The 18,680-nt window shown below is 66.4% G+C and carries 19 protein-coding genes; 10 read left to right on the plus strand and 9 right to left on the minus strand.

Annotated elements, in window-relative coordinates:
• Positions 1–9: 9 nt before the first annotated feature.
• The 3 genes from EDF31_RS02935 to EDF31_RS02945 are packed head-to-tail and all read left to right on the plus strand — an operon-like array spanning position 10 to position 2,254.
• Positions 10–426, plus strand: a complete 417-nt coding sequence (locus EDF31_RS02935; RefSeq protein ID WP_131845090.1) for an arsenate reductase ArsC — start codon at positions 10–12, stop codon at positions 424–426.
• Positions 427–446: 20 nt separating this feature from the next.
• Positions 447–1,844 carry an FAD-dependent oxidoreductase gene (locus EDF31_RS02940; protein WP_207896078.1) on the plus strand — a complete coding sequence of 466 codons (1,398 nt, stop codon included), beginning with the start codon at positions 447–449 and terminating at the stop codon, positions 1,842–1,844.
• 14 nt (positions 1,845–1,858) lie between these two features.
• The gene (locus EDF31_RS02945; protein ID WP_111022532.1) at positions 1,859–2,254 is read left to right on the plus strand and encodes a low molecular weight phosphatase family protein; all 396 of its coding nucleotides are present in this window, start codon (positions 1,859–1,861) and stop codon (positions 2,252–2,254) included.
• 210 nt (positions 2,255–2,464) lie between these two features.
• On the opposite strand, the gene EDF31_RS02950 is transcribed toward EDF31_RS02945, so the two are convergent.
• The 5 genes from EDF31_RS02950 to EDF31_RS02970 all read right to left on the minus strand — a co-directional run bounded on the left by EDF31_RS02950 (position 2,465) and on the right by EDF31_RS02970 (position 6,424).
• Positions 2,465–2,905, minus strand: coding sequence for a hypothetical protein (locus tag EDF31_RS02950; RefSeq protein WP_131845091.1), 441 nt, complete (start codon positions 2,903–2,905; stop codon positions 2,465–2,467).
• Entirely contained in the window at positions 2,902–3,780 is an 879-nt protein-coding gene (locus tag EDF31_RS02955; RefSeq protein WP_131845092.1) for a type II toxin-antitoxin system prevent-host-death family antitoxin, read from the minus strand. Before EDF31_RS02955 ends, EDF31_RS02950 begins: the two co-directional genes overlap by 4 nt.
• Complete coding sequence (locus EDF31_RS02960; protein ID WP_165901310.1) at positions 3,773–4,696, minus strand: metallophosphoesterase; 924 nt, start codon at positions 4,694–4,696, stop codon at positions 3,773–3,775. Before EDF31_RS02960 ends, EDF31_RS02955 begins: the two co-directional genes overlap by 8 nt.
• Positions 4,697–4,940: 244 nt before the next feature.
• The gene (locus EDF31_RS02965) at positions 4,941–5,540 is read right to left on the minus strand and encodes a hypothetical protein (protein ID WP_131845094.1); all 600 of its coding nucleotides are present in this window, start codon (positions 5,538–5,540) and stop codon (positions 4,941–4,943) included.
• A complete protein-coding gene (locus EDF31_RS02970; RefSeq protein WP_131845095.1) occupies positions 5,504–6,424 on the minus strand; it encodes a hypothetical protein in 921 nt (306 codons plus the stop codon). The genes EDF31_RS02965 and EDF31_RS02970 overlap by 37 nt, the downstream gene beginning before the upstream one ends.
• A gap of 313 nt (positions 6,425–6,737) precedes the next feature.
• On the opposite strand from EDF31_RS02970, the gene EDF31_RS02975 reads away from it, so the two are divergent.
• The 6 genes from EDF31_RS02975 to EDF31_RS03000 all read left to right on the plus strand — a co-directional run bounded on the left by EDF31_RS02975 (position 6,738) and on the right by EDF31_RS03000 (position 14,656).
• On the plus strand, positions 6,738–7,769 hold the full coding sequence (locus EDF31_RS02975) for a hypothetical protein (RefSeq protein WP_111022537.1): 1,032 nt from the start codon (positions 6,738–6,740) through the stop codon (positions 7,767–7,769).
• Between the two features lie 267 nt (positions 7,770–8,036).
• The gene (locus EDF31_RS02980; RefSeq protein WP_131845096.1) at positions 8,037–8,291 is read left to right on the plus strand and encodes a hypothetical protein; all 255 of its coding nucleotides are present in this window, start codon (positions 8,037–8,039) and stop codon (positions 8,289–8,291) included.
• A 206-nt stretch (positions 8,292–8,497) separates the two neighbouring features.
• Positions 8,498–9,427 carry a TnsA-like heteromeric transposase endonuclease subunit gene (locus tag EDF31_RS02985; protein WP_111022538.1) on the plus strand — a complete coding sequence of 310 codons (930 nt, stop codon included), beginning with the start codon at positions 8,498–8,500 and terminating at the stop codon, positions 9,425–9,427.
• 11 nt (positions 9,428–9,438) lie between these two features.
• Positions 9,439–11,604, plus strand: a complete 2,166-nt coding sequence (locus EDF31_RS02990) for a Mu transposase C-terminal domain-containing protein (protein ID WP_131845097.1) — start codon at positions 9,439–9,441, stop codon at positions 11,602–11,604.
• A 20-nt stretch (positions 11,605–11,624) separates the two neighbouring features.
• Positions 11,625–12,722 carry an ATP-binding protein gene (locus EDF31_RS02995; RefSeq protein ID WP_131845098.1) on the plus strand — a complete coding sequence of 366 codons (1,098 nt, stop codon included), beginning with the start codon at positions 11,625–11,627 and terminating at the stop codon, positions 12,720–12,722.
• Positions 12,719–14,656: a TniQ family protein gene (locus EDF31_RS03000; RefSeq protein WP_111022542.1), complete on the plus strand. Its 1,938-nt coding sequence runs from the start codon at positions 12,719–12,721 to the stop codon at positions 14,654–14,656. Before EDF31_RS02995 ends, EDF31_RS03000 begins: the two co-directional genes overlap by 4 nt.
• 574 nt (positions 14,657–15,230) lie before the next feature.
• Here EDF31_RS03000 and EDF31_RS03005 read toward each other — a convergent pair.
• From EDF31_RS03005 to EDF31_RS03020, 4 genes are all read right to left on the minus strand, one after another.
• Positions 15,231–15,614: a hypothetical protein gene (locus tag EDF31_RS03005; protein ID WP_131845099.1), complete on the minus strand. Its 384-nt coding sequence runs from the start codon at positions 15,612–15,614 to the stop codon at positions 15,231–15,233.
• A 217-nt stretch (positions 15,615–15,831) separates the two neighbouring features.
• Positions 15,832–16,404, minus strand: coding sequence for a hypothetical protein (locus tag EDF31_RS03010; RefSeq protein WP_131973730.1), 573 nt, complete (start codon positions 16,402–16,404; stop codon positions 15,832–15,834).
• A gap of 23 nt (positions 16,405–16,427) precedes the next feature.
• Positions 16,428–17,219: an adenylate/guanylate cyclase domain-containing protein gene (locus EDF31_RS03015; RefSeq protein WP_207896076.1), complete on the minus strand. Its 792-nt coding sequence runs from the start codon at positions 17,217–17,219 to the stop codon at positions 16,428–16,430.
• A 146-nt stretch (positions 17,220–17,365) separates the two neighbouring features.
• On the minus strand, positions 17,366–17,899 hold the full coding sequence (locus EDF31_RS03020; RefSeq protein WP_111022544.1) for a hypothetical protein: 534 nt from the start codon (positions 17,897–17,899) through the stop codon (positions 17,366–17,368).
• Positions 17,900–18,069: 170 nt separating this feature from the next.
• Between EDF31_RS03020 and EDF31_RS03025 the strand changes: the two genes are divergently transcribed.
• Positions 18,070–18,564: an ImmA/IrrE family metallo-endopeptidase gene (locus EDF31_RS03025; protein ID WP_111022545.1), complete on the plus strand. Its 495-nt coding sequence runs from the start codon at positions 18,070–18,072 to the stop codon at positions 18,562–18,564.
• Positions 18,565–18,680 lie beyond the last annotated feature (116 nt).

The raw sequence follows: 18,680 nt of genomic DNA on the forward strand, positions 1-18,680 counted from the left end.
CACACACCCATGAGTGACACGCCCACGATCCTGTTCGTCTGCGTCCACAACGCCGGACGCTCCCAGATGGCCGCCGGCTACGCCCAGGCCCTCGGCGGCGACCGCGTCGAGGTCCTCTCCGCCGGCAGCGCGCCGAAGGACCAGATCAACCCGATCGCGATCCAGGCAATGGCCGAAGACGGCATCGACATCGCCGGCAACCAGCCGAAGATCCTCACCACCGACGCCGTCCGCGACTCCGACGCCGTCATCACCATGGGCTGCGGCGACGCCTGCCCGATCTTCCCCGGCAAGCGCTACGAGGACTGGGACCTCACCGACCCCGCCGGCCGCGGCATCGAGGACGTCCGCCCCATCCGCGACGACATCAAACACCGCGTCCAGACGCTCCTCGCCGAGCTGCTGCCCACCAACGCAACCGCGTAACGACCAGGAAGCCGCAGATCATGACGCTCACCCTCACCGTCCCACCCCGGACCGACGCGGACCGCCTCACCGGACTCCCCGTTGCCGTCATCGGCGCCGGCCCCGTCGGCCTCGCCGCCGCCGCGCACCTCCTCGAGCGCGGCCTCCCCGTCGTCGTCTACGAAGCTGGGCCGACCGTGGGGACGAGCGTCCGCGCCTGGGGACACACGCGGCTGTTCTCCCCGTGGCAGTACGTCATCGACCCTGCCGCGCGGCGTCTCCTCGAAGCCACCGGCTGGGAAGCACCCCGGGCATCATCCCTGCCCACCGGCCACGACCTCATCGACACGTACCTGGCACCCCTGGCAGCGACCCCGCAGCTCGCACCGGTGATCCAGTACGGCATCCGCGTGGAGGCGGTGTCACGGCAGGGCATGGATCGCACCCGCTCCACCGGCCGCGCCGACACTCCGTTCCTGCTCCGCCTCCACACCGCCGACGGTGCGCACGACGTCACTGCCCGTGCGGTCGTCGACACGTCCGGCACCTACACGTCCCCGAACCCTCTCACTGCCGCTGGGCTCGCACCCGCCGCGGATCTCGGCGACAGGGTCGTCCACGCACTGCCTGACGTCCTCGGTGCCGACCGTGCCCGGTTCGCGGGGAAGCGGGTCCTCGTCGTCGGTGCCGGCCACTCCGCGGCGAACACCCTCATCAAGCTCGCCAGCCTCGCCAAGACCGCGCCGGGTACCGACGTGCTGTGGGCTGTCCGGAACGCCGGCACCGCCCGGCTCGGCGCGGACGCAGCCGATGGGCTGGCCGCCCGCGGGCAGCTCGGTTCCACCGTCCACGGGCTTGTCGAGTCCGGTCAGGTGCGGCAGATCGCGTCGTTCGAGATCGACGATGTCCGACCCGACGGCGACCAGGTCACCGTCACCGGCCGACGTGCCGGAGAGCCCTTCGCGGTGACCGTTGATGTCATCGTGAACGCGACCGGGTTCCGGCCCGACCTCGACATGCTTCGCGAGATCCGGCTCGGCCTTGACGACATCGTCGAAGCGCCCCGAGCCCTCGCACCGCTGATCGACCCGAACCTGCACTCCTGCGGCTCCGTTGCCCCGCACGGTGTCGCCGAGTTGGCGCACCCGGAGCCGAACTTCTTCATTGCCGGCATGAAGTCCTACGGCCGCGCGCCCACGTTCCTGCTCCTGACCGGCTACGAGCAGGTCCGCTCCATCGCCGCCGAACTCGCCGGCGACCACACCGCCGCGCGCCTGGTCGAACTCGTCCTCCCCGAAACCGGCGTCTGCTCCACCGACATCGGCGGCAGCTCCTGCTGCACCACCCCAGCCGCCACCGCCACTCCCGACGTTGAGGACGCGACCTGCTGCACTCCGCCTGATTCGGCTGCCGGCAACACCTCGTGCTGCACCAACTGACCGGACCTGCATCCATGACCACGAAGCCGACCGTCCTATTCATCTGCAAGCACAACGCCGGCCGCTCACAACTCGGCGCCGCCCTCCTCGAACTCGCCGCCCCCGACCGATACACCGCCACCTCCGCCGGCATCAGCCCCGCCGAGGAGGTGAACCCCTCGATCGCCGCGACCGTCGGCGAACTGGGCCTCGACATCACCGGACGCATGCCCCGGCGACTGACGGCTGGCCTGCTCGAGCACGCGGACATCGTCGTCCTCATGAAGCCCGGCCTCGATCTCCCCGCCGAACCACGCGGCACGGTCCTGGAGTGGTCGTTCCCCGACCCCACCTCCTGGTCACCAGGAGACGTGCGCCCGATGCGGGACGCCGTCGCCGCACGCATCGAGCGAGAGCTCCTGCAGCCCTAGCGACCGGACTACCCGACACGAAGCGAAGTCAGAAGCACGGCACAGAGCGAAGCTGCTCACAGCTCTGCTAGATGCGGGACTGACGGTAGAACCAGACCTCTCGTCTGAGCCGGAGAGGACCCGTGGATCACCGCCTACCGGGACGATCATGTCCACGCCGGGTCGTTTAGCGGACGCAGCGCACGCAGGCTGCAGCGGCCGATGTCCCGGTCACCACGCATCATCCTGGTCTGAGGACGCTTGCGCGCGCAGACTGAGTCCGAGCTTGCGGGGATATGTAAATACGAATGGTGACATGGGGAGCCGCGTCTCGACCTGCAATGTGCCGGGACCGACCGAGGTCGGTTGAACCGTCTCGAGGCTTCTTGGGTAGACGTCTGCGCCGGAGAATACGTCAGTCAGTTCCGCGTTGACGTCCACTTCGATTCTTGCTCCGAGCAGTTGGGTCGCGCGTAGGGGTGTGCAACTGAAGGTGACACGAACGACGGTCGTGGGGAGGCCCATCGTTGGAAGCCACACCGGCTCTGGCGCGAGGGCGACTTCAGTCACGGCGGCTCCGTTGAGGGGCTCGTTGACGGTGACGGGAAAGACCGCATCGTTGAAGGTCGTGTGGGCGAGAAGCAGCGGCTGCCCATCAGGTGCGTCGGTCACGTGTGCTTTCGTCCTTCGAGGAGTGCGATTACCGGGGCCACGCTCCGTCCTGAGCGGAGCCAGTCGCGTGGCGTTTGAGCGCGGTTGTCTGCCAAGAGGTGATCGGACGGCGTCGTCATGAACGTTTGGAGCATGGCTACTGCAGCCGGACCGCCGGCCGCGGCGACGATGACGTTCAGCCACGGCAAGACTGCCGGGCCGTGGAACTGCCAGCGAGGAAAGTGCGCTCGTCCCCCAATCGTGAAGGCGTACAAGCGGCCGACGTGGGCCGCTTGTCGGACCGCGTCCACGGGCTGCCGCAGCAGCCGGCTGGTCGCCTCTTCGCTGAGCGAGCGCGCGATCAACGCCGCCATCGTCTCGTCGTGAGCACGATCGAGTGCGCCGTCGGCGACGGCCTGGTGAGCACGCGCAAGCTCCGAATCGGCCTCCAGGCCGTCAAATCCGGGCTGTGCGGCGCGTTCGTCGCCTTGTCCTTCACCACGATGCGACGTGCGTCGGGGCAAGCGTGTACGACGGTCAGGAATCGCGAGCTGGCCGTCAAGTCCTGCGAGTCGCGCGACGGGCCGCCCATGCAGCACGATGACGATCTCCTCACCGTGGCGTGCCCGCCTGAGCAGACGCGCGAATCGATCTTGGAGCTGCCGTTCCGAGACAAAGGTGAGCCAGCGGCTCGTGACCTTGCGCCGCCAATGCCTGTTTGCAATATCAGCGGCGACGACCTTCTCCGCCGCGACCACCGCCGACGAGAGGAGGAACTGCTCGGGCGTCACGTCGAGCTTCCGTGCGACAGCACGAACAAGGTTCGCGTCCGAGCGGGACGCCACGACCACGCCGAGACGGTGCTCGCCGCGGTCGGCCGCCCCCGGCTCAGACATCGAAATCCATGTCGGAGTAACCGGAGTGGTCGGGCATCAGCGTGAACTCCAGGGTTCGAAGATCGAGAAGGCCACCGCCGCCGTAGCGGACGTAGTTGGGCGCGAGACTGATCACACGCTGCGTATCGGACAGGCGGCCGTAGCCGTACACGTGCATGTGTCCATGGAAGACGCGCTTGGCTTGGACGGAACGAGCGAGCCAGGTGGTCCAGGATCGGGACCAGCGAGACTGCTCCATCTCAAAGGCCTCGGTGCCCGTGGGCGCTGGGCTCGCGATAGCGTCCTCAACGCTCGGGACACCCGCGTCCACCGCTTCGTGAGTGAACAGGACGTCGACCGGCGGGCCGGCCGCGGCAGCACGGTATTCATCCTCGGATGGAAGCTCCGACGGGTGCCAATCAGGGCGGAACGTCGAACGGGCCACCGACGCCGCTCCCCCGAAGCTCATGCATCGGACTTCGGCCAGGCCGAACCGAAACCCTCGAGGCATCGTCCACACACGTTCACCCAGGCGGAATGGCCTCTCCGGGTGCGCTGAGAACTCCTGAGCCAGCCGTTGCGGCCAGTCATGGTTGCCGGGAACGAGGAGGAAGCGATCGACGCCCGTCGCCCGGCACATCGCGTCCACCTCTGCAACTAGTTCAGCTCCCCGGCGCCAGACCTTCTTGCCCACGCGCGTCGGACTGGAATAGCGCAGGTCGCCGAGCTGCACGATCGTTCGAACATCGGGTGAGACGTCGGCGATCTGCCGGAAGCGGCGTCGCAACGCCCAGATGTGGCTCTCGACGTCACCGAGCAACGCGATCCGACGATCGGAGAGATCCGACCATTGCGATCCCGGTTGCCCGTCAGGCGTTGGCCAGACATCGCGCTCGGCCGATGTGAGCGAGATCACCGAGCGGCCACGGAGCGTCATCTCGCGTCCTCGGCGGAGGTCGGCGTGGCCGGACCGGAGCGAACGCAGAACTTGTCGCTGACCCGGTCGCCCCCAGCAGTGCGCGTCGCGGGACCAGGGTGATCGATCGCCGGCGCGCCGCCGGATGTCACTACCCGCTTCACCGTCCACGCATTGCGGCGCCGACGGCGCGCGCTGCGTCGTTCGGTCATCTTCCAGGCGCATCGTCCCCCGGTGGCATGGGTGCGGCTCGAAGCTTGTCCAGTCATTCACGTCGTCCTTCCGAAGGTATCCGCTCCAGGCCTTTGATCACGGCTGCTGGGCGGAAGCGGGCGAGCCAGGTGATGGGGGTCAGCTCGCCCATGGCGACGAGATGGGTCTGTGGCGTAGCCATGTGGTCGTCTAGCTCGAGTGGGCCGATGTGTCGCTGGGCCACCGCGCGCGCGATCTGAGCCGTGTGCGGTAGGACCCCTAACGGGGTGTCGGCGAATTGCCAGCGCTGAAGGCGGTCTTCGCCGTGAATTACGTGCGCGACGAGCTGTTGGTCCTCGATCGCGTCGTGGATGTTCGCGGCGGTCGTGTGGAGTCTTCGCGCCGCTTCCGGGACGGAGAGGGTCTGAAGCACCTCACGGGCATGTAAGGCGACGCGTTGTGCGACCGGGTCGTGTAGTGCGGGCCGGGTGATGGCCGGGGGATCGAAGGTCAGCTCCTCGAGCGCGTCAAGGAGCGCTCCGTAAATCACGCTTGCTGGAAGGCGTCGACGTCGGACCAACGTTCGGATGCGTGCAAGCTGTGCGACCGCGAGGTCGGAATCGCTGTCGTCGCCGGTCAGCGGCGCGGCACTAGTCGTGACTTGCCGTTCCATTGCCCCCACCCCCAACCGAGCGATGCGACGACTTTCTGGACACATCCCGCGAGGGTGTCCAGGGCCGGGCGGCACGCCTTGAGATCATCGAGGGCGTCCACCCTGATCGTGCTGACGGCGTCGTGCAGCGTCGGCCACGCCGGGCCGAGGTAGCGACGGAACAGTGGGCCGTGCGCGGCGATGTCTTTCTCCGCCCCGCAGCAAATGATCCGGGCCCCGACCGTCACGAGGCCTTGCGCGGCGTGGTGGATCAGGTGTTCGGCGGAGAGCTGGTCGGCGTCGAGGAGGCCGTCGACGCCGGTCGCTCGGACCGTGTTCGCGAGCAGCTCATTCACGCGCCGCACGAAGTGCTCATTGACCGCTGGTCTCGGGGCGGGTAGATCGGCGACGGTGCACCAGGCGCGCCAGGCCACGGTGTTGAGGAAGCAGTTCCTCGCCGCGTGGGATGGAAACCACGCCCTGACATCGGCGTCGCTGGTCGGAATCGGGTCGATGTCAAGAGCGTGGCACGGCGTTGCGGACGCGACCAGGAGACGGACGCCGTCCTCTGCGCCTCGAAGGAACGGTGTGATGTTCGTCCACGCATCTGCCGCGGCTCCGTCGCCGTTCACCAGGGCCAACGGTCCGCGGTCGTCGGCCGCGAGGTCGGTGAGCCACTCCGGCGGGGCCAGACGCGGAACGATCCGTTCGGGGTCCGCGACGACCACGCGAGGTGGCGTGGAGAACTTGCCCGCCGCTAATACGCCAGCGATATACGAGCCGAGGACGGGAAAGTGCGAGGCCGCGCTGCCAGGTGGATTCGGGCCGATCCTGGACACGACAGCGGGAGCGAATCCCGGAAGGACGGTCAGGTCCGGAAACGATTCGATACGTGTCAGATTCACCTTAACCACCTCTCTGCGGGCACGCAGAAACAGCGCCCCGTCGAGGGCGCGAGACCAGATCGCGTCGACGGCACCGAACCGTCGTCGTGTAGGGAAGTTACGCAGGCGTTCTGGTCGCGTCCAGCCGTAAACGTCGGCCGCCGTCCGCGATCTTGTACGCCGCGGAACAGTACGTTCTAGGCTGGTATATGTCACAACACCTGGTGAGAGCGGCACTGGAGCCGATGGGCGCGCTCGAAACGACGCTGGCGAACCTGTTTTCAAGCGGCTATAAGTTGGCGTCATTTGACCGCAGTGCTTATAGTTCTCGTCCATGTGGGACGACCTCGCCGAGGTGCTGCGTCTGATGCGCGCCGAGGCGATCCCGGTTGTGCCCCAGGATCCGATGCACTGGGATGTGCGGCGAAGGGGCGAGGGCGTGCTCTTCCGGATCCGCTTCTCGCAGCGCCCTCCATCGCCAGCGCGCGTCGACGCGGAAGTCGCTGCGCTTGCTCGCGCGCGCCCCGTTGTGTCCGCCGGCGGTGAGCTGCGCCAACCGGTGGGCGTGCTCTACGTGACCGCCCGGATCAGCAAGAGCCTTCGGGAGCGAGCCCGTTACGACTCCGCGGTGGCCGCGGTGGCCGTGGACCAGCGGGACTTGGTCGTCTTCAACAGGGACCACCAGAAAAAGCTGACTTCGCGTGGGCGGTTGCCGCGCGGCCGGTGGGCGTTGCAACGGGCGCTCCTGAGAACGGCGGAACCCCGCACTCCAACCACGCTCGCGAGGGAAGCCGGCGTCTCACAGCCCGCGGCCTGGCAGTACCTGGTTGAGCAGGGGCTCCCCGGCGTAGAGCGCGTTGGCCGCGGCTTCGTCGCAGGCGACCCCGAGCTTGTGTGGACGGAATGCCTGGCTCACCACGCTGCGCTTCTGCAACATGACACGAACGGCGGGGGTACGTACTGGCGGCCGCGTGCTGGGACGAGCCTGGGGCTTCTGGAGCAGGCGGCGATCGCGGCCACGGAACTGAGTCGGTACCGAGCCGGTGAGACCGTCGCGCTCCTCCTGCCAGAACGCTCCCTGGAACCGACACCACTCTCGCCCGCTTTGGTGTTGCTGGCCGCGGTGAACGCTCCACCCGGAAACAGTCAATTCGAACCCAGCGACGCCGCCGACGCCTCGCTGGAGATTCGAGTCGTCCAGGATCCGACGCTCGCGGCCACGGCGCGCTCATGGCGCCCCTCCGGAGCTGCTGGTTCCTTGACTGTCGACCCGATTGTCTTGGCCTGCGAACTGCAAGGGCGAGGAGAGTTCGCTCACGTGGCCATCCTGCGTCACGCGGCGATGTCGGCGTTCGGGGCTGGGTGAAGCAACGAAGCAGCGCTACCCTGATCAAGCCAGAACAGCACGCCAGAACGCGCGACGAGGCTCCCCGTCAGGTGAGCCGTCGCGACCGGCGAGCACGTCAACGAAGTCGTGCGTTGCTGGTGAACCGAACACGTCGGCTGCGCACCGAGAAGACCTAGCCCGTCTTCCCTTCGCCACTGACATTTTCGGAGCGGATGGGGATCCCTGCTGGTTATTTTGTCATGCCGTCCGAGGCCATGACAACCAGCTGGACGAGGAGCATCCGCTGTGAACTCGAACGAAGAACGCCTCCTGCGGCAGGTCGCGGCGACGTCCCGACACGTCGACGACGCGCACCGGGAGATTTTGGAACTGGAGGGCGCACGAGCGCGCGAAGCCCTTTACGCGCACGAGACCGGGGTACCCGTGCCAATGCTCGCCGAAGCGGTGGGCCAGTCGGCGGACGCGGTCGAGCGGTGGCTCGAAGCCGCCCGAGTGTCCCGAGACGCTGAGCGTTCGCCGAGAAACCACCTTCGCCATTAGCCCCACCGGATCCGCAGTCGTCTGTCACGGTTCGATAGGGCGGCGTCCCGTGAACGCATGCCATAGGTTGAACGATTCGACATCAGGGGCCCATAACGGTACCCCATACGGGTATATGTGGACGAGCCGGTGGGGGACGTCCCGCGGTCATTGCGACGCCGCGCGCCGTGCGACTCTGAGGCCATTCACGACCGAGGAGGCCCCTGATGATCGCTGCGCGCTGGGACGAGCCCGTGTTCCGTGAGTGGAATCCGTCAAGCTCACGGCTCGCCGAGCCTCAACCGCGGATGTTGTCGGACCTCTGGGACGCGCTCGAGGACCTGCGGGCTTCATCCCGGCTGCGACCGGGGCAGCGCGCGCGCCTGTCCCGTCCCGTGAGAGGGCCGCGGCGGATTGTGTTCCCGGAGCGACGTGAGGGAGACCGCGGAGCACGCATCCTCCTCACCGCTAATGGCCGCTCCGGCTACGAGCGCACACTTTCGTCGCTCACGCTGCGGGATCTTGTGCTCTGCCACCCCACCCGGGACTACTCCCGTCGCCCACGGCAGCTGAACAAGCCAATCGCGTTTTACAGCCGGACCGTCCGAGATCTGGTGATGTGTGAGTCGCAACTTGAGTCGAAGTTCGTGCTCATCGCGGACTGGCACCCAGGCGCTGTCCACGTCGCCGCGCAGCCCTTCACGCTTGAATTCCCGGCAGACTCGGCGGTTCGACTGCACACGCCGGACTTCGTTCTCATCGGAGCCGACGGTTCTGTTCTGGTCGTCGACGTGAAACGCCCTGACGACGCGGAGCGCCCCGAGACGATCGAGCGGCACGCGGCGGTGTCCCGATTGTTGGCTCAGGCAGGAATCCGCCACGTCGTCTGGACCGGCTCGGACCCCACGGCGTTGGAGAACCTCGCGAACTTTGCCGGCGCGTTCGTCCCCGACTCGCTGTTCACGCACACCGCCCCAACGTTGCTGGCCGCTCACCGTGATGGCATGACTGTCCGACAGCTCGCGAACGCGGCCGCCGAACAAGCGGTGCCAGCGAACGTCGCGATTGTCGCCGTCCGGCGGCTCCTGTGGGAACGCAGACTCGCGGTCGATATGACCGTGCCGTTCTCAACGCGGTCCATCGTCCACCGCACATAGGTCGAGCCCCGTTGGCTAAGTCGACGCATACGCTGAGGGTCGGAGCGAAACTGCGGTGGGACGGCGAGGATGTCGTCATCGCCCGGCTCGGAGCGACGGTGCTGCTCAAGACGCCGTTGGGTGAGCGACTCGGCGAAGTCCCGTTCGGAGAGGTCTCCGCCGCGGCACGAGGCGGCAGAGCCTCCCCCGACGCTCCGAAACTCCACGACGTCGAAGCGAGGCTCTCCAAGAGCGCACTCGACCGATTACATCGAGACCAGGACCTGCTGCGGGTGCTGAACACCGGATTGCACGCGGACGCGCCACCGCATGCGGTACCTCCGCCGTACCTTGATCCGGAACAGCGTCCCGTCGGACGGCGAGCGACGGCCGTCGCGGCAGAGATCGCCGCTCAGACGCAGACTGCCGGGCTGAGGAACGGCGGCCGGATCAAACACAAGAGCGCGATGCGGCGGCTCCAGCGGCTCCGGGAACGCTACGGGGACGGCAACGGCAGCGGACTCGTCGACAAGCGGCTGCTGCGTCCGTCGACTCACAGGACGCCGGAACCGGTGATCACTGAACTGTGCGCGTACATCGACAAGCACAATCTGAAATCGTCGGTGAGCAACGCCGCCATCGTGCGGGGCTTCCTCGCGTTCTGCTTGCTCGAAAAGCTCGTCCTGCCGATGCCGCACTCGTCCACCCTCCGCAAGCGGGTCGCGGAGCTCCGGGCGGCGTTCCCCGACCTCGGCGCCAATGCGAAGAACCGGGTGTCAGCATCGAACGTCCCCGAGATCTCCGATGTGCAACGTCTGGCTACGCGCGTCGGCGAGCTGGTGCTCTTCGACACCACGAAATCCAATGTCTGGGTCACGGATCCGCGCACAAAACGGAAGGCTCGGCTCGACATCACGCTCGCCCTCGACCTCGCGACCCGCGCGATCGTCGGACTGGCGGTCACGGCCGACACACCACAGTTCGCCATCGGCCTCTGCGTCGCTGACGTCCTCCGACCCAAGACCGCTGAACTCGCGGAGACGTGGACGTCGCCCGGTGACTTCTCGCTCCAGCAGATCAGCGTTGGAAGCCCCCACGAGATCAGCCCGTTCTACTCGCAAGCCTTCCACCCTGAGGGAGCCGTCGCGGACAATGGACGGCCCTACGTCTCGATGTACACCACAGGCATCATGGCCGAGGCGGGCATCCATTACGAACCGCAACGTTCGTACACACCGACCGACAAGGCGCAGATCGAAAGGGTGTTCCGCACCATCAAGGACATGTTCGAGGCGCTTATGCCCGGCTTCACGGGAGGTTCGGTCTACGAGCAAGGGGAGGACCCTGCCGCGGACGCGCGGATGACGCCGCTGGAGTATGAGCGCCGACTCCGGCAATGCATCGACATTTACAACCACCGCACCCACACCGGTCTGGTCGTCCCAGGCGACCCCTTCGAACGCCTCAGCCCTTTCATGATGTGGGGGTTGCTGCTGTCGGAGCAGGGGTGGGTTCCGGATGTGTCGTGGGAGCACGAGTGGATCAAGTTGCTACCCTCCGAGGCTCGCACCATCCGCACCGGCAACCGGATCCGCGCCGCACGACTTGACTACAAGAGCCGCGACCTCAAGGCCCTGCGGGGAGACCCCGATGTCATGCGAACCGGAAAGCTGCGCATCCACTACGACCCGTACGACCTCCGACGGGCCTACTGCTTCGACTCGGCTGGCACGCTCCACATCCTTCACTGGCAGTACCTCACCCGACACACCGAACAATTCGGCATCATGCACACGAATTGGGTGGTCGAGCAGTACGCCGACAAGCGGCTCAGCAACAACGACATCGACCGTTTAATCGCCGAGGTCATGGCCGGCGCCCACGATGAACCCGGCCGACTGGAGCGGATGCGCCACGTCGACCTCATCGACGACCTCGTCGTGCTCCAGGCCGCGCGGCTCACCAGCCCGGAGGCTGGCGTTCCAGTACTCGAAGCACCAGAACGGGCCGCATCTTCCCGGCAGGCGCTGCCCGTCGCCCGGCCGTCAGAGACCATCGGCGGTTCGACGACGCGACCGTTCGCGGGTTCTGACAGCTCAGGGGGGATGAACGCCGCAGACACGCCAACCACAGGAACGAAGTCGGGGCCCGCGCGCCGTGCTCTGCGAAGTTTCACGCTCCCCGGAGGCGCAGAGTGACCGCGTTGACGCCCAGTCCCTTGATCGAGTTCGACGAAGGTGCCATGGCGTTGCTCACACCACACGACCGCGGTTACGTCCGTAGAATCCTCGCCCTGGACGTCCCCGACCCGCGGCGACGTTCCCGTGAGGAGATCGACGCTCTGGCTCCACGTGACCGCGTCCGCTATGACCGCGCCCGCGCCCGGTTCCTCCGCTCGATGCCCGCCTTGATCACCAGCGCTGGCGAGCGCGTCCTCAGCACGCTCCGCGTCGCCGCGAAATCGTCGGTCGATCAGGAGGACCGCAATCAGGACACCCTGGTGCTCTCGGGCGAACCCGGTGTCGGCAAGACGACCCTGGCGAAGATGTTCGTCGCCGCTGAACTCTGCCGTCTCGCGATCAATCGCTCGATCGACATCGAGGACGGCGTCGCCAGCTCGCTCGAGCAGTTCCGGCCCGCGATCTTCATCCACCTTGAGGGCCCGATGACGGTCAACGAGCTGATCGACCTCGCGTGCACCGAGCTGGGCTGGATCGCCGACCGGAGGCCCCTGCGCGCTTTCAAGGAAGCCGCGACAAGATCCGGCCTCGAACTGATCGTCATCGACGAGATCCAGCACATCAACTTCTCTGGACGCACCGGACGGAACGTACACAACATCATCAGATGGATGAGCAACTTCGGCATCCGAGTGGTGCTCAGCGGCAACAACATCGACTGGGTGCTGCACAACAGCGGATCCGCGGAGCTGCAAGCCGGAGCCCGGAACTCTCGCGGGAGATGGATTCCCCTTGAGATCGACCGAATGGCCATCGACGACGAAGCCGGGCGAGAAGAATGGTTCGCCCTCCTCGATGGATTCGAAGCGCGGATCCGGCTCTCCGACGTCCCAACCGCGCCCGGTTGGCTCGCTGACGACCACGGTGTGTACCTGTGGGCGCGCACGAGCGGATACCTCAACGCCCTCGCCAGACTCGTCATCGATGCCACTGTCTGCGCGATGGACTCCGGAGCTGAAACGCTGACGCGAGAGGTGTTCGACCTGATACCGCTGCAGGAGGAGGTGGAAGCGGGGCGGGCCGGACGGATGGCCGTGTTCGAAGCAGGGGGATACTTCCCCGAAACTCCGAGATGAGCTACGGACTGACAGCCCCGACAAAGCTCGGACCCACCCTGCGCTTGCACCGCGGCGAGTGGCTGAACACAGCGATCACGCGGTGGAGCTGGGAAACGTTCGGCGCGTCCCGGTGGGCGCTGTTCCGAGCGTTCGGCCTCGAGACCGTGCCGCCCGCCCTCGTGCGGAGCCTTGCAGTCGGACTGCCCGCCGCAGTGCGCGACAACATCGCCGAAGCGACCGGTATCTCGCCGGCAGCCCTCGACGCTGCCACCATGCGCGCACTCGACGGGCAACTCGTCAACCTCACCGATCAAACGGCCTCCGGCACAACCAGCATCTCCACCCGCGGTCCGTGGTCTTGGCGCGCAGGAACCCGCTACTGCCCCGACTGCCTCATCGAGCGCCCCGGCGTGTTCAACCTCGCCTGGCGCAGCCCGTGGACCTTCTTCTGCCTGATCCACGAGCGCGTACTCCTCGACAGCTGCCCGCAGTGCACGCGACCGCTCACCGAAACACGCGACCGAACCCAACGGCTCTTCGATCCCTCGACCTGCCAAACGCCCCTCCGTGATCGAGACGGCAAACCCAGCCGAGACGTGTGCGGTGGTCGGCTCTCAGACACATGGGACCAGACCCTGCTCCCGACCACCGCGTGGCCCGCGATCGCGCAAGCATCGATCATCCTCTCCACTCGCGACGGGTCGGCCTGGGATCTGATCCGGTCGCTCCAAGCAGCAGCCGTCGCCCTCCGTGCCGCTCAGCTGCCCGAACTCGTCGCCGACCTCGCCGGCGTGCCACGGGATCTCCTCAGCGGCATGCTTGACAGCGAGGCCCACGCCGGCGCGACACCCCCACCGAACGCCGTTGCCATGGCGGCTCTTACCGGCGCCGCGTTCCATCTGACACAGATGCCACCCGAGGCCGCCGCCCCGATCATCCGCACGGTGACGTTCAGCCGCGCGCCTTCTCACGTCCCCCGCGGCGCCGGACACGGCCCCGGAAGCGTGCGGGAGCTGCTCGCGCGCTGGCCCGGCGCGCCACCGACGCTTCGCCGTCACGTGCTCCGAGCGCTCGACCAGGACTTCGGTGTCGGCCAGCGGGTTCTCCACGACACCACCGCCCTCGCTACGACCGTGCCCGGACCGTACATCGCTGCACGAAGGCTCAGCGGAGTCCCGGATCTGTGCTGGCCAGAGATCGCGGAACGGCTCGACGTCGGCGGCGCGGTGACCGGGCCGGCTCTTCAGCGCGGGTTGAGTGTCGCGATCCGGTTAACCGGCTCCGGGAGCGCTGCCGAAGTCGCCAACGACACCGCTCTCAAACGAGCGTTGCGCCCGACCATGCTCGGGACACCGCGACAGACCGACGCGCTGCTACAAGCTGTCGGCATAGTCTCCCGGCAGCTTGACGATGAAGGGTGCCCCGTCGATTACCGTCGACGCGTCCAGTTGCCCTTCGAGGGCCTCCTCCCGATGAGCGATTGGGTAGCGATCGCGAACGCATCTGGTGTGCGGATCGGTGGAGCACGCCGCCTCATCCACGCGCGCCGGTACGCTTTCCAGCGCCTCACCGGCACCACGCTCGACAACGCGCCGACGGCCTTGGCGAGCCCGCGGAATCGAGCCGATGGCCATGAGTATGCGTCCTTCCGGCTCCGCATCACCGAAGAGCTGCAACAGCATCTGGACCTCTATCTGCGGTCCTTTCTCCTCGGCCATGGCGTGAACGAGCCCGTGGTGTGGTCGCCGACTCCGCCCCGGGTGCCGGAGGGACTCTTCGTCAGGCCGCCAACGGCGGCGCGAGTAGCCGCAGCCCTGTCGTCTGCAGTGGACGGGAAAGCGGGCCTCGCACGTCACGCCGGTGTGTCGCCTCGCCAGCTTGAATGGGCGGTCGAGTCGCGGCCCCCAAGAAACACCGAGCGAACGGGGAAGAGTCGCTCGCAACCTCGCTAGTCAGCGTCCGACTGGGCGCCCCACGTCTCGACAAATGGAAGACGCATTTGGTGCTGATCACCGGCGTCAAGGTCGCGGCAGGTTAGCAGCGACCATCAGCATCGACCAACGACGCCCATCTGAGAACGGCGCGCGTCGGGATCGATCTCGAACGCGCGGGAGAGCACGCGGTCCGGCTTCGCCAATGTCCCCACCAGCGTAAGGACGACCGCGCCGGTCCTGTCAAGGTTGGCCCGCCCCGAGCTGCGCCCGAGACCTCGTGGACCCCGCCGTGACCCCCATACCTGCTGCGTGACATCGCACGGCGGAACCAACTGCCCGGTCGCCGAGGTCGCCCTCGCGGTCCTGGCCGGACGGATCTCACCCGCGGGGAGCCACGCGGCAGGAACGGGCCGCCCTGAGCAGCCTTAGGTGCAGGGATGGACGCCTTGGCCTACCGGGCCTGAGTCGCTGCAGCCGCTGTAGCGATTGTTGACGATGTGTGCCCCGCTCGACGTGCTCGTGAGCGGGTTAATTGCTTCCCGGCGCGAATCCAGCAGAATCGATAGCCCGGGGTGCGTCGTCGCCGGGGGCATCAGCCCAGTTTTGTCCCTAGGACCATGAAGCCGATCAGAAATAGCCACAGTGCGGCCGCGAGTGCGAACCACTTGCCACAGAGATCGATGGAATCCGTCAGAGCACTCGTGCGCATCATGTGCGCGACCACCCGGGCTACGGCGCCGAGTAATGTGAGCGCACCTGCAGCGAGGATGAAGGTCGCGACCCCGGTTTTTGGCGAGCCTCCGACACCGAATGACACGTTTCCCGCGTGTACTGCGCCGATGAGCATGATGATTGACGACAACAGTATTGCAATACTCACCCAGGGCGCCCTGGAGGCCCAGAACGGCGCCTCTGCGGCCGCGTGATCAACATCTGACTCGGGGCATCTTGGTTTCGGTGAGGAAATCTCGCTCATCCCGTAAGCTTGCCACATTGTTGGCGCGAGAAGGCTGCCTGCACGTCCCTACCGAGCGATGACTGTCGGAGAGACTCCCAGGGGGGCGGGCGGCCAGCTTCCCGCGGCGCAAGCGTCGACTCGGGCCGGACTGCACCGGGCACGCAGTTCGGTGGCAGCATTAGAGAGGTGTCAGATGTCTGACGGTTGGCGGAGCACGACCATCAGGCGCTGCCGATCACTCGTTCTCGGTGACGCCGTCGCTGGGCCAGATTCCGCTGATGAACCACATCACGTAACAGGCGTGCCAGTGCGCGGCCCATGCCACGACGGTGGCCGACGTGTCCCTGGCGGCGTCCCAGTCGGACGGCTCCGCCACGCAGAGGGTTCCGCTGTCGAACAGGTGCGGAGAGCGCATGAACCTCCCACCTCGGCTCGCGCCACGGCGGGAGGGCTTGATGGGGATGATGCGCGGGAGACCATGGTCGAAGCGGTGCTCGATCCGGATCTCGAACAAGCCATAGCCGGTGTCGATCGTGCCTTCCCACACTGGCGGTCGATCGGCTTCAGTTGCGATGCGGAAGCTCGGAAATGCCGATGCCATAGCTTCGACGTCCCGGGCGAGTTCTCCCCCGTTAGTCCACCAGTCCCGAGTGCTGGGATGCTCGAGGACGTCTGCACCGCCGTGGAACGAGTGCTTCGTGATAGAGGATCCGGCGTCACCCGGATCGGTGAACACCACTCGTCCCGACGGTGACACCCAACGAGGAGAGTCGTAGCCGAGTGCATGAAGGGCTTGAAGCAGGGTCATCGTCGATCCGATCTCTCGTACGGTCAGCGGCCGGCGTCGCTTAAAACGGCGCGGATGTCTTCGGCAAACCCCGGAAGCGCCGGAACCAGCCGCCGCCAGGCGAAGTCGTGGAAGTGGTAGTACTTCGTCTCACCGTGACGGGTGTAGTACTTCGGGGACTCAGCGTGATGCTCGACAGCGTCACCAAGCGAGCGGGCGAACCGGTCGCCGACTACGACTTCCCAAGCGAGCGCGTACTTCTCACACTTCGAGGCAAAGTTCGCGGAGAACCCGACTGGGTTCACTTCGCTAGCGTGGACGGTCCCACTCCGGATGAACGCGACGGTGCCGAAGTCCGCGCCGGCACGGACCCGCACTCGCTCGATGCCGCGCAGTTCCAACCACGGATTCAGATTCTCACGAACCTCGCTCAACGCTCGCGCGCAAGCTGTCGCAGCGGTGAGGACCGCGATCTGCTCACTGATGAACGGATCGATGCCGAACATCGCGTACAGGCCATCTCCTCGCAGGCCGACTACCCACCCGCCCATTTCCTCGACGATCATCGCGACCCCCGACAGGACCGCGTCCGCGAGATTGGCGACTTCAGCCGGTTCGTCCCAGAACGACCGGGCCGTGAACTCGCGGAGGTCTATGAAGACACTCGCCACATCGTGGCTGGCCTGCTCACCCAGGCGGAGGTGTTGCAGCGACGGCGGCAGAGAAGTCTGAGCCTCGTTCTCGGCGAACGACTCCGACGCTGACGCGCGGAGAGTCTTCCGACCGTCATAGGCACTGAGTACTCGCTCGGTGAACGCGGACTTCGCTGCTGGCATCGGGATCCCCCTTCGTCCCGATCATCATGACCTGAACCACCGACAGGTCAAGCGTACCCCGACATGTCGGCGTAAGTGGGGACGTACGGGGTGCGCTGTCGGCAAGCCGGGAGGGGCGGCTCAAGCACTACTTGCGCGCGGTAGCCCTAATTGGGCGGGACGGTCGAAGCGAGCGCCACGAGTACGCCAGCTCCGATCACTGTGAGGATGAACCATCGCAGTGCAAGTGCGAACGCCTCGTACTTGGCCTTCGCGATCAGGGCCAATGCGTGGACCTGATTCCACGCCTGCTTCGCCGACGCCTTCTGAAACTCAGAGTCATCGACCACAAAGCTGCTCGCCACGCTCGGCCAGGCAAACGGGTTGCGGCCGCCCGACACGTTGGTGCGAGGGATGAGGGTTCGTACTGCACACCACACCGTGCCCACGGCGCCAACGACGAACACCGACACAGCGATGACGGCCGCGATCGACAACACCTGGTTTGATCCCGCGATCAGCGCCCAAGTCGGCGCAGCACGGCTCGCAGTTACCGTCGCGGTCGCACCAAGGCCCGCGGCGAGGATCGTGGCCTTGGTGTCTGCGTTCTTGATCCACGCGCCGGTCTCGCTGACGGCAAGCTTGGCGTACTCGAACGCCTGCTTCTCGTCCGCTGACTCAACCGGTTGGCGCTTGAACATGCAGGCAGTCTACGACGGTCGCACTGCGCGCCGCCGGTTGCGCGAGCGCCGCCGCCGTTCGCTGTGGGCATGAGCCGGGCCATATTTAGTCGACTCGCTCGGACCGTTTTGTCGGCTCCTACCACTACTATCAAGATACGTCCAGCAGCCCCAGCCCGAGAGGAGGCATCATGGTCCAGTCTGCAGATGAGCTGTCGTACACCGGCATCCGGCAGTACGCGGAGCGTATCGCGCAAGTACACAACGTCGTCAACGAGGATGGATCCACTGATGTCCTCAGGCTTGTAGGCGAACTTGGTGGCCGCGTTACCTACAACGAAGACGACCGCGAGGGCCTAATCGTGACCGGGCCGGGAAACTTCGAAATTCGATTGTCGCCGTTCACATCGTCGTGGCGGGATAAATTCACTATGGCGCACGAGTTAGGGCACTACTTTCTTCACTACCGGTTGCCGGGTCTTGACGCGGAAGAGCGGTTTGCTCGCGGTGCCCGGAATCATAGAGAGACCCAGGCGAACGTGTTTGCGGCGTCGCTGCTCATGCCTAGAGACACATTTGTCGAGGCGTGGACCGAACTCGGCGGAAGCGAGCGTCGACTCGCAGATCGTTTCGGCGTTTCCCCGGCGGCCGCTCGCGTGCAGGCCGAGGTTCTTCGACTGCAGTGAGAAGGCCCACGTGGGACCAGGGCGACCTATCCCTTCTGTTCGTCTCCTGTGACCTTGTTGGGTCTACCGCGTTCAAGCAGCGGGAGGACCGAGAAGGCGGGTGGGGTCGCCAGTTT

This window comes from Curtobacterium sp. PhB142 (assembly GCF_004341255.1).
Classification (GTDB): domain Bacteria; phylum Actinomycetota; class Actinomycetes; order Actinomycetales; family Microbacteriaceae; genus Curtobacterium.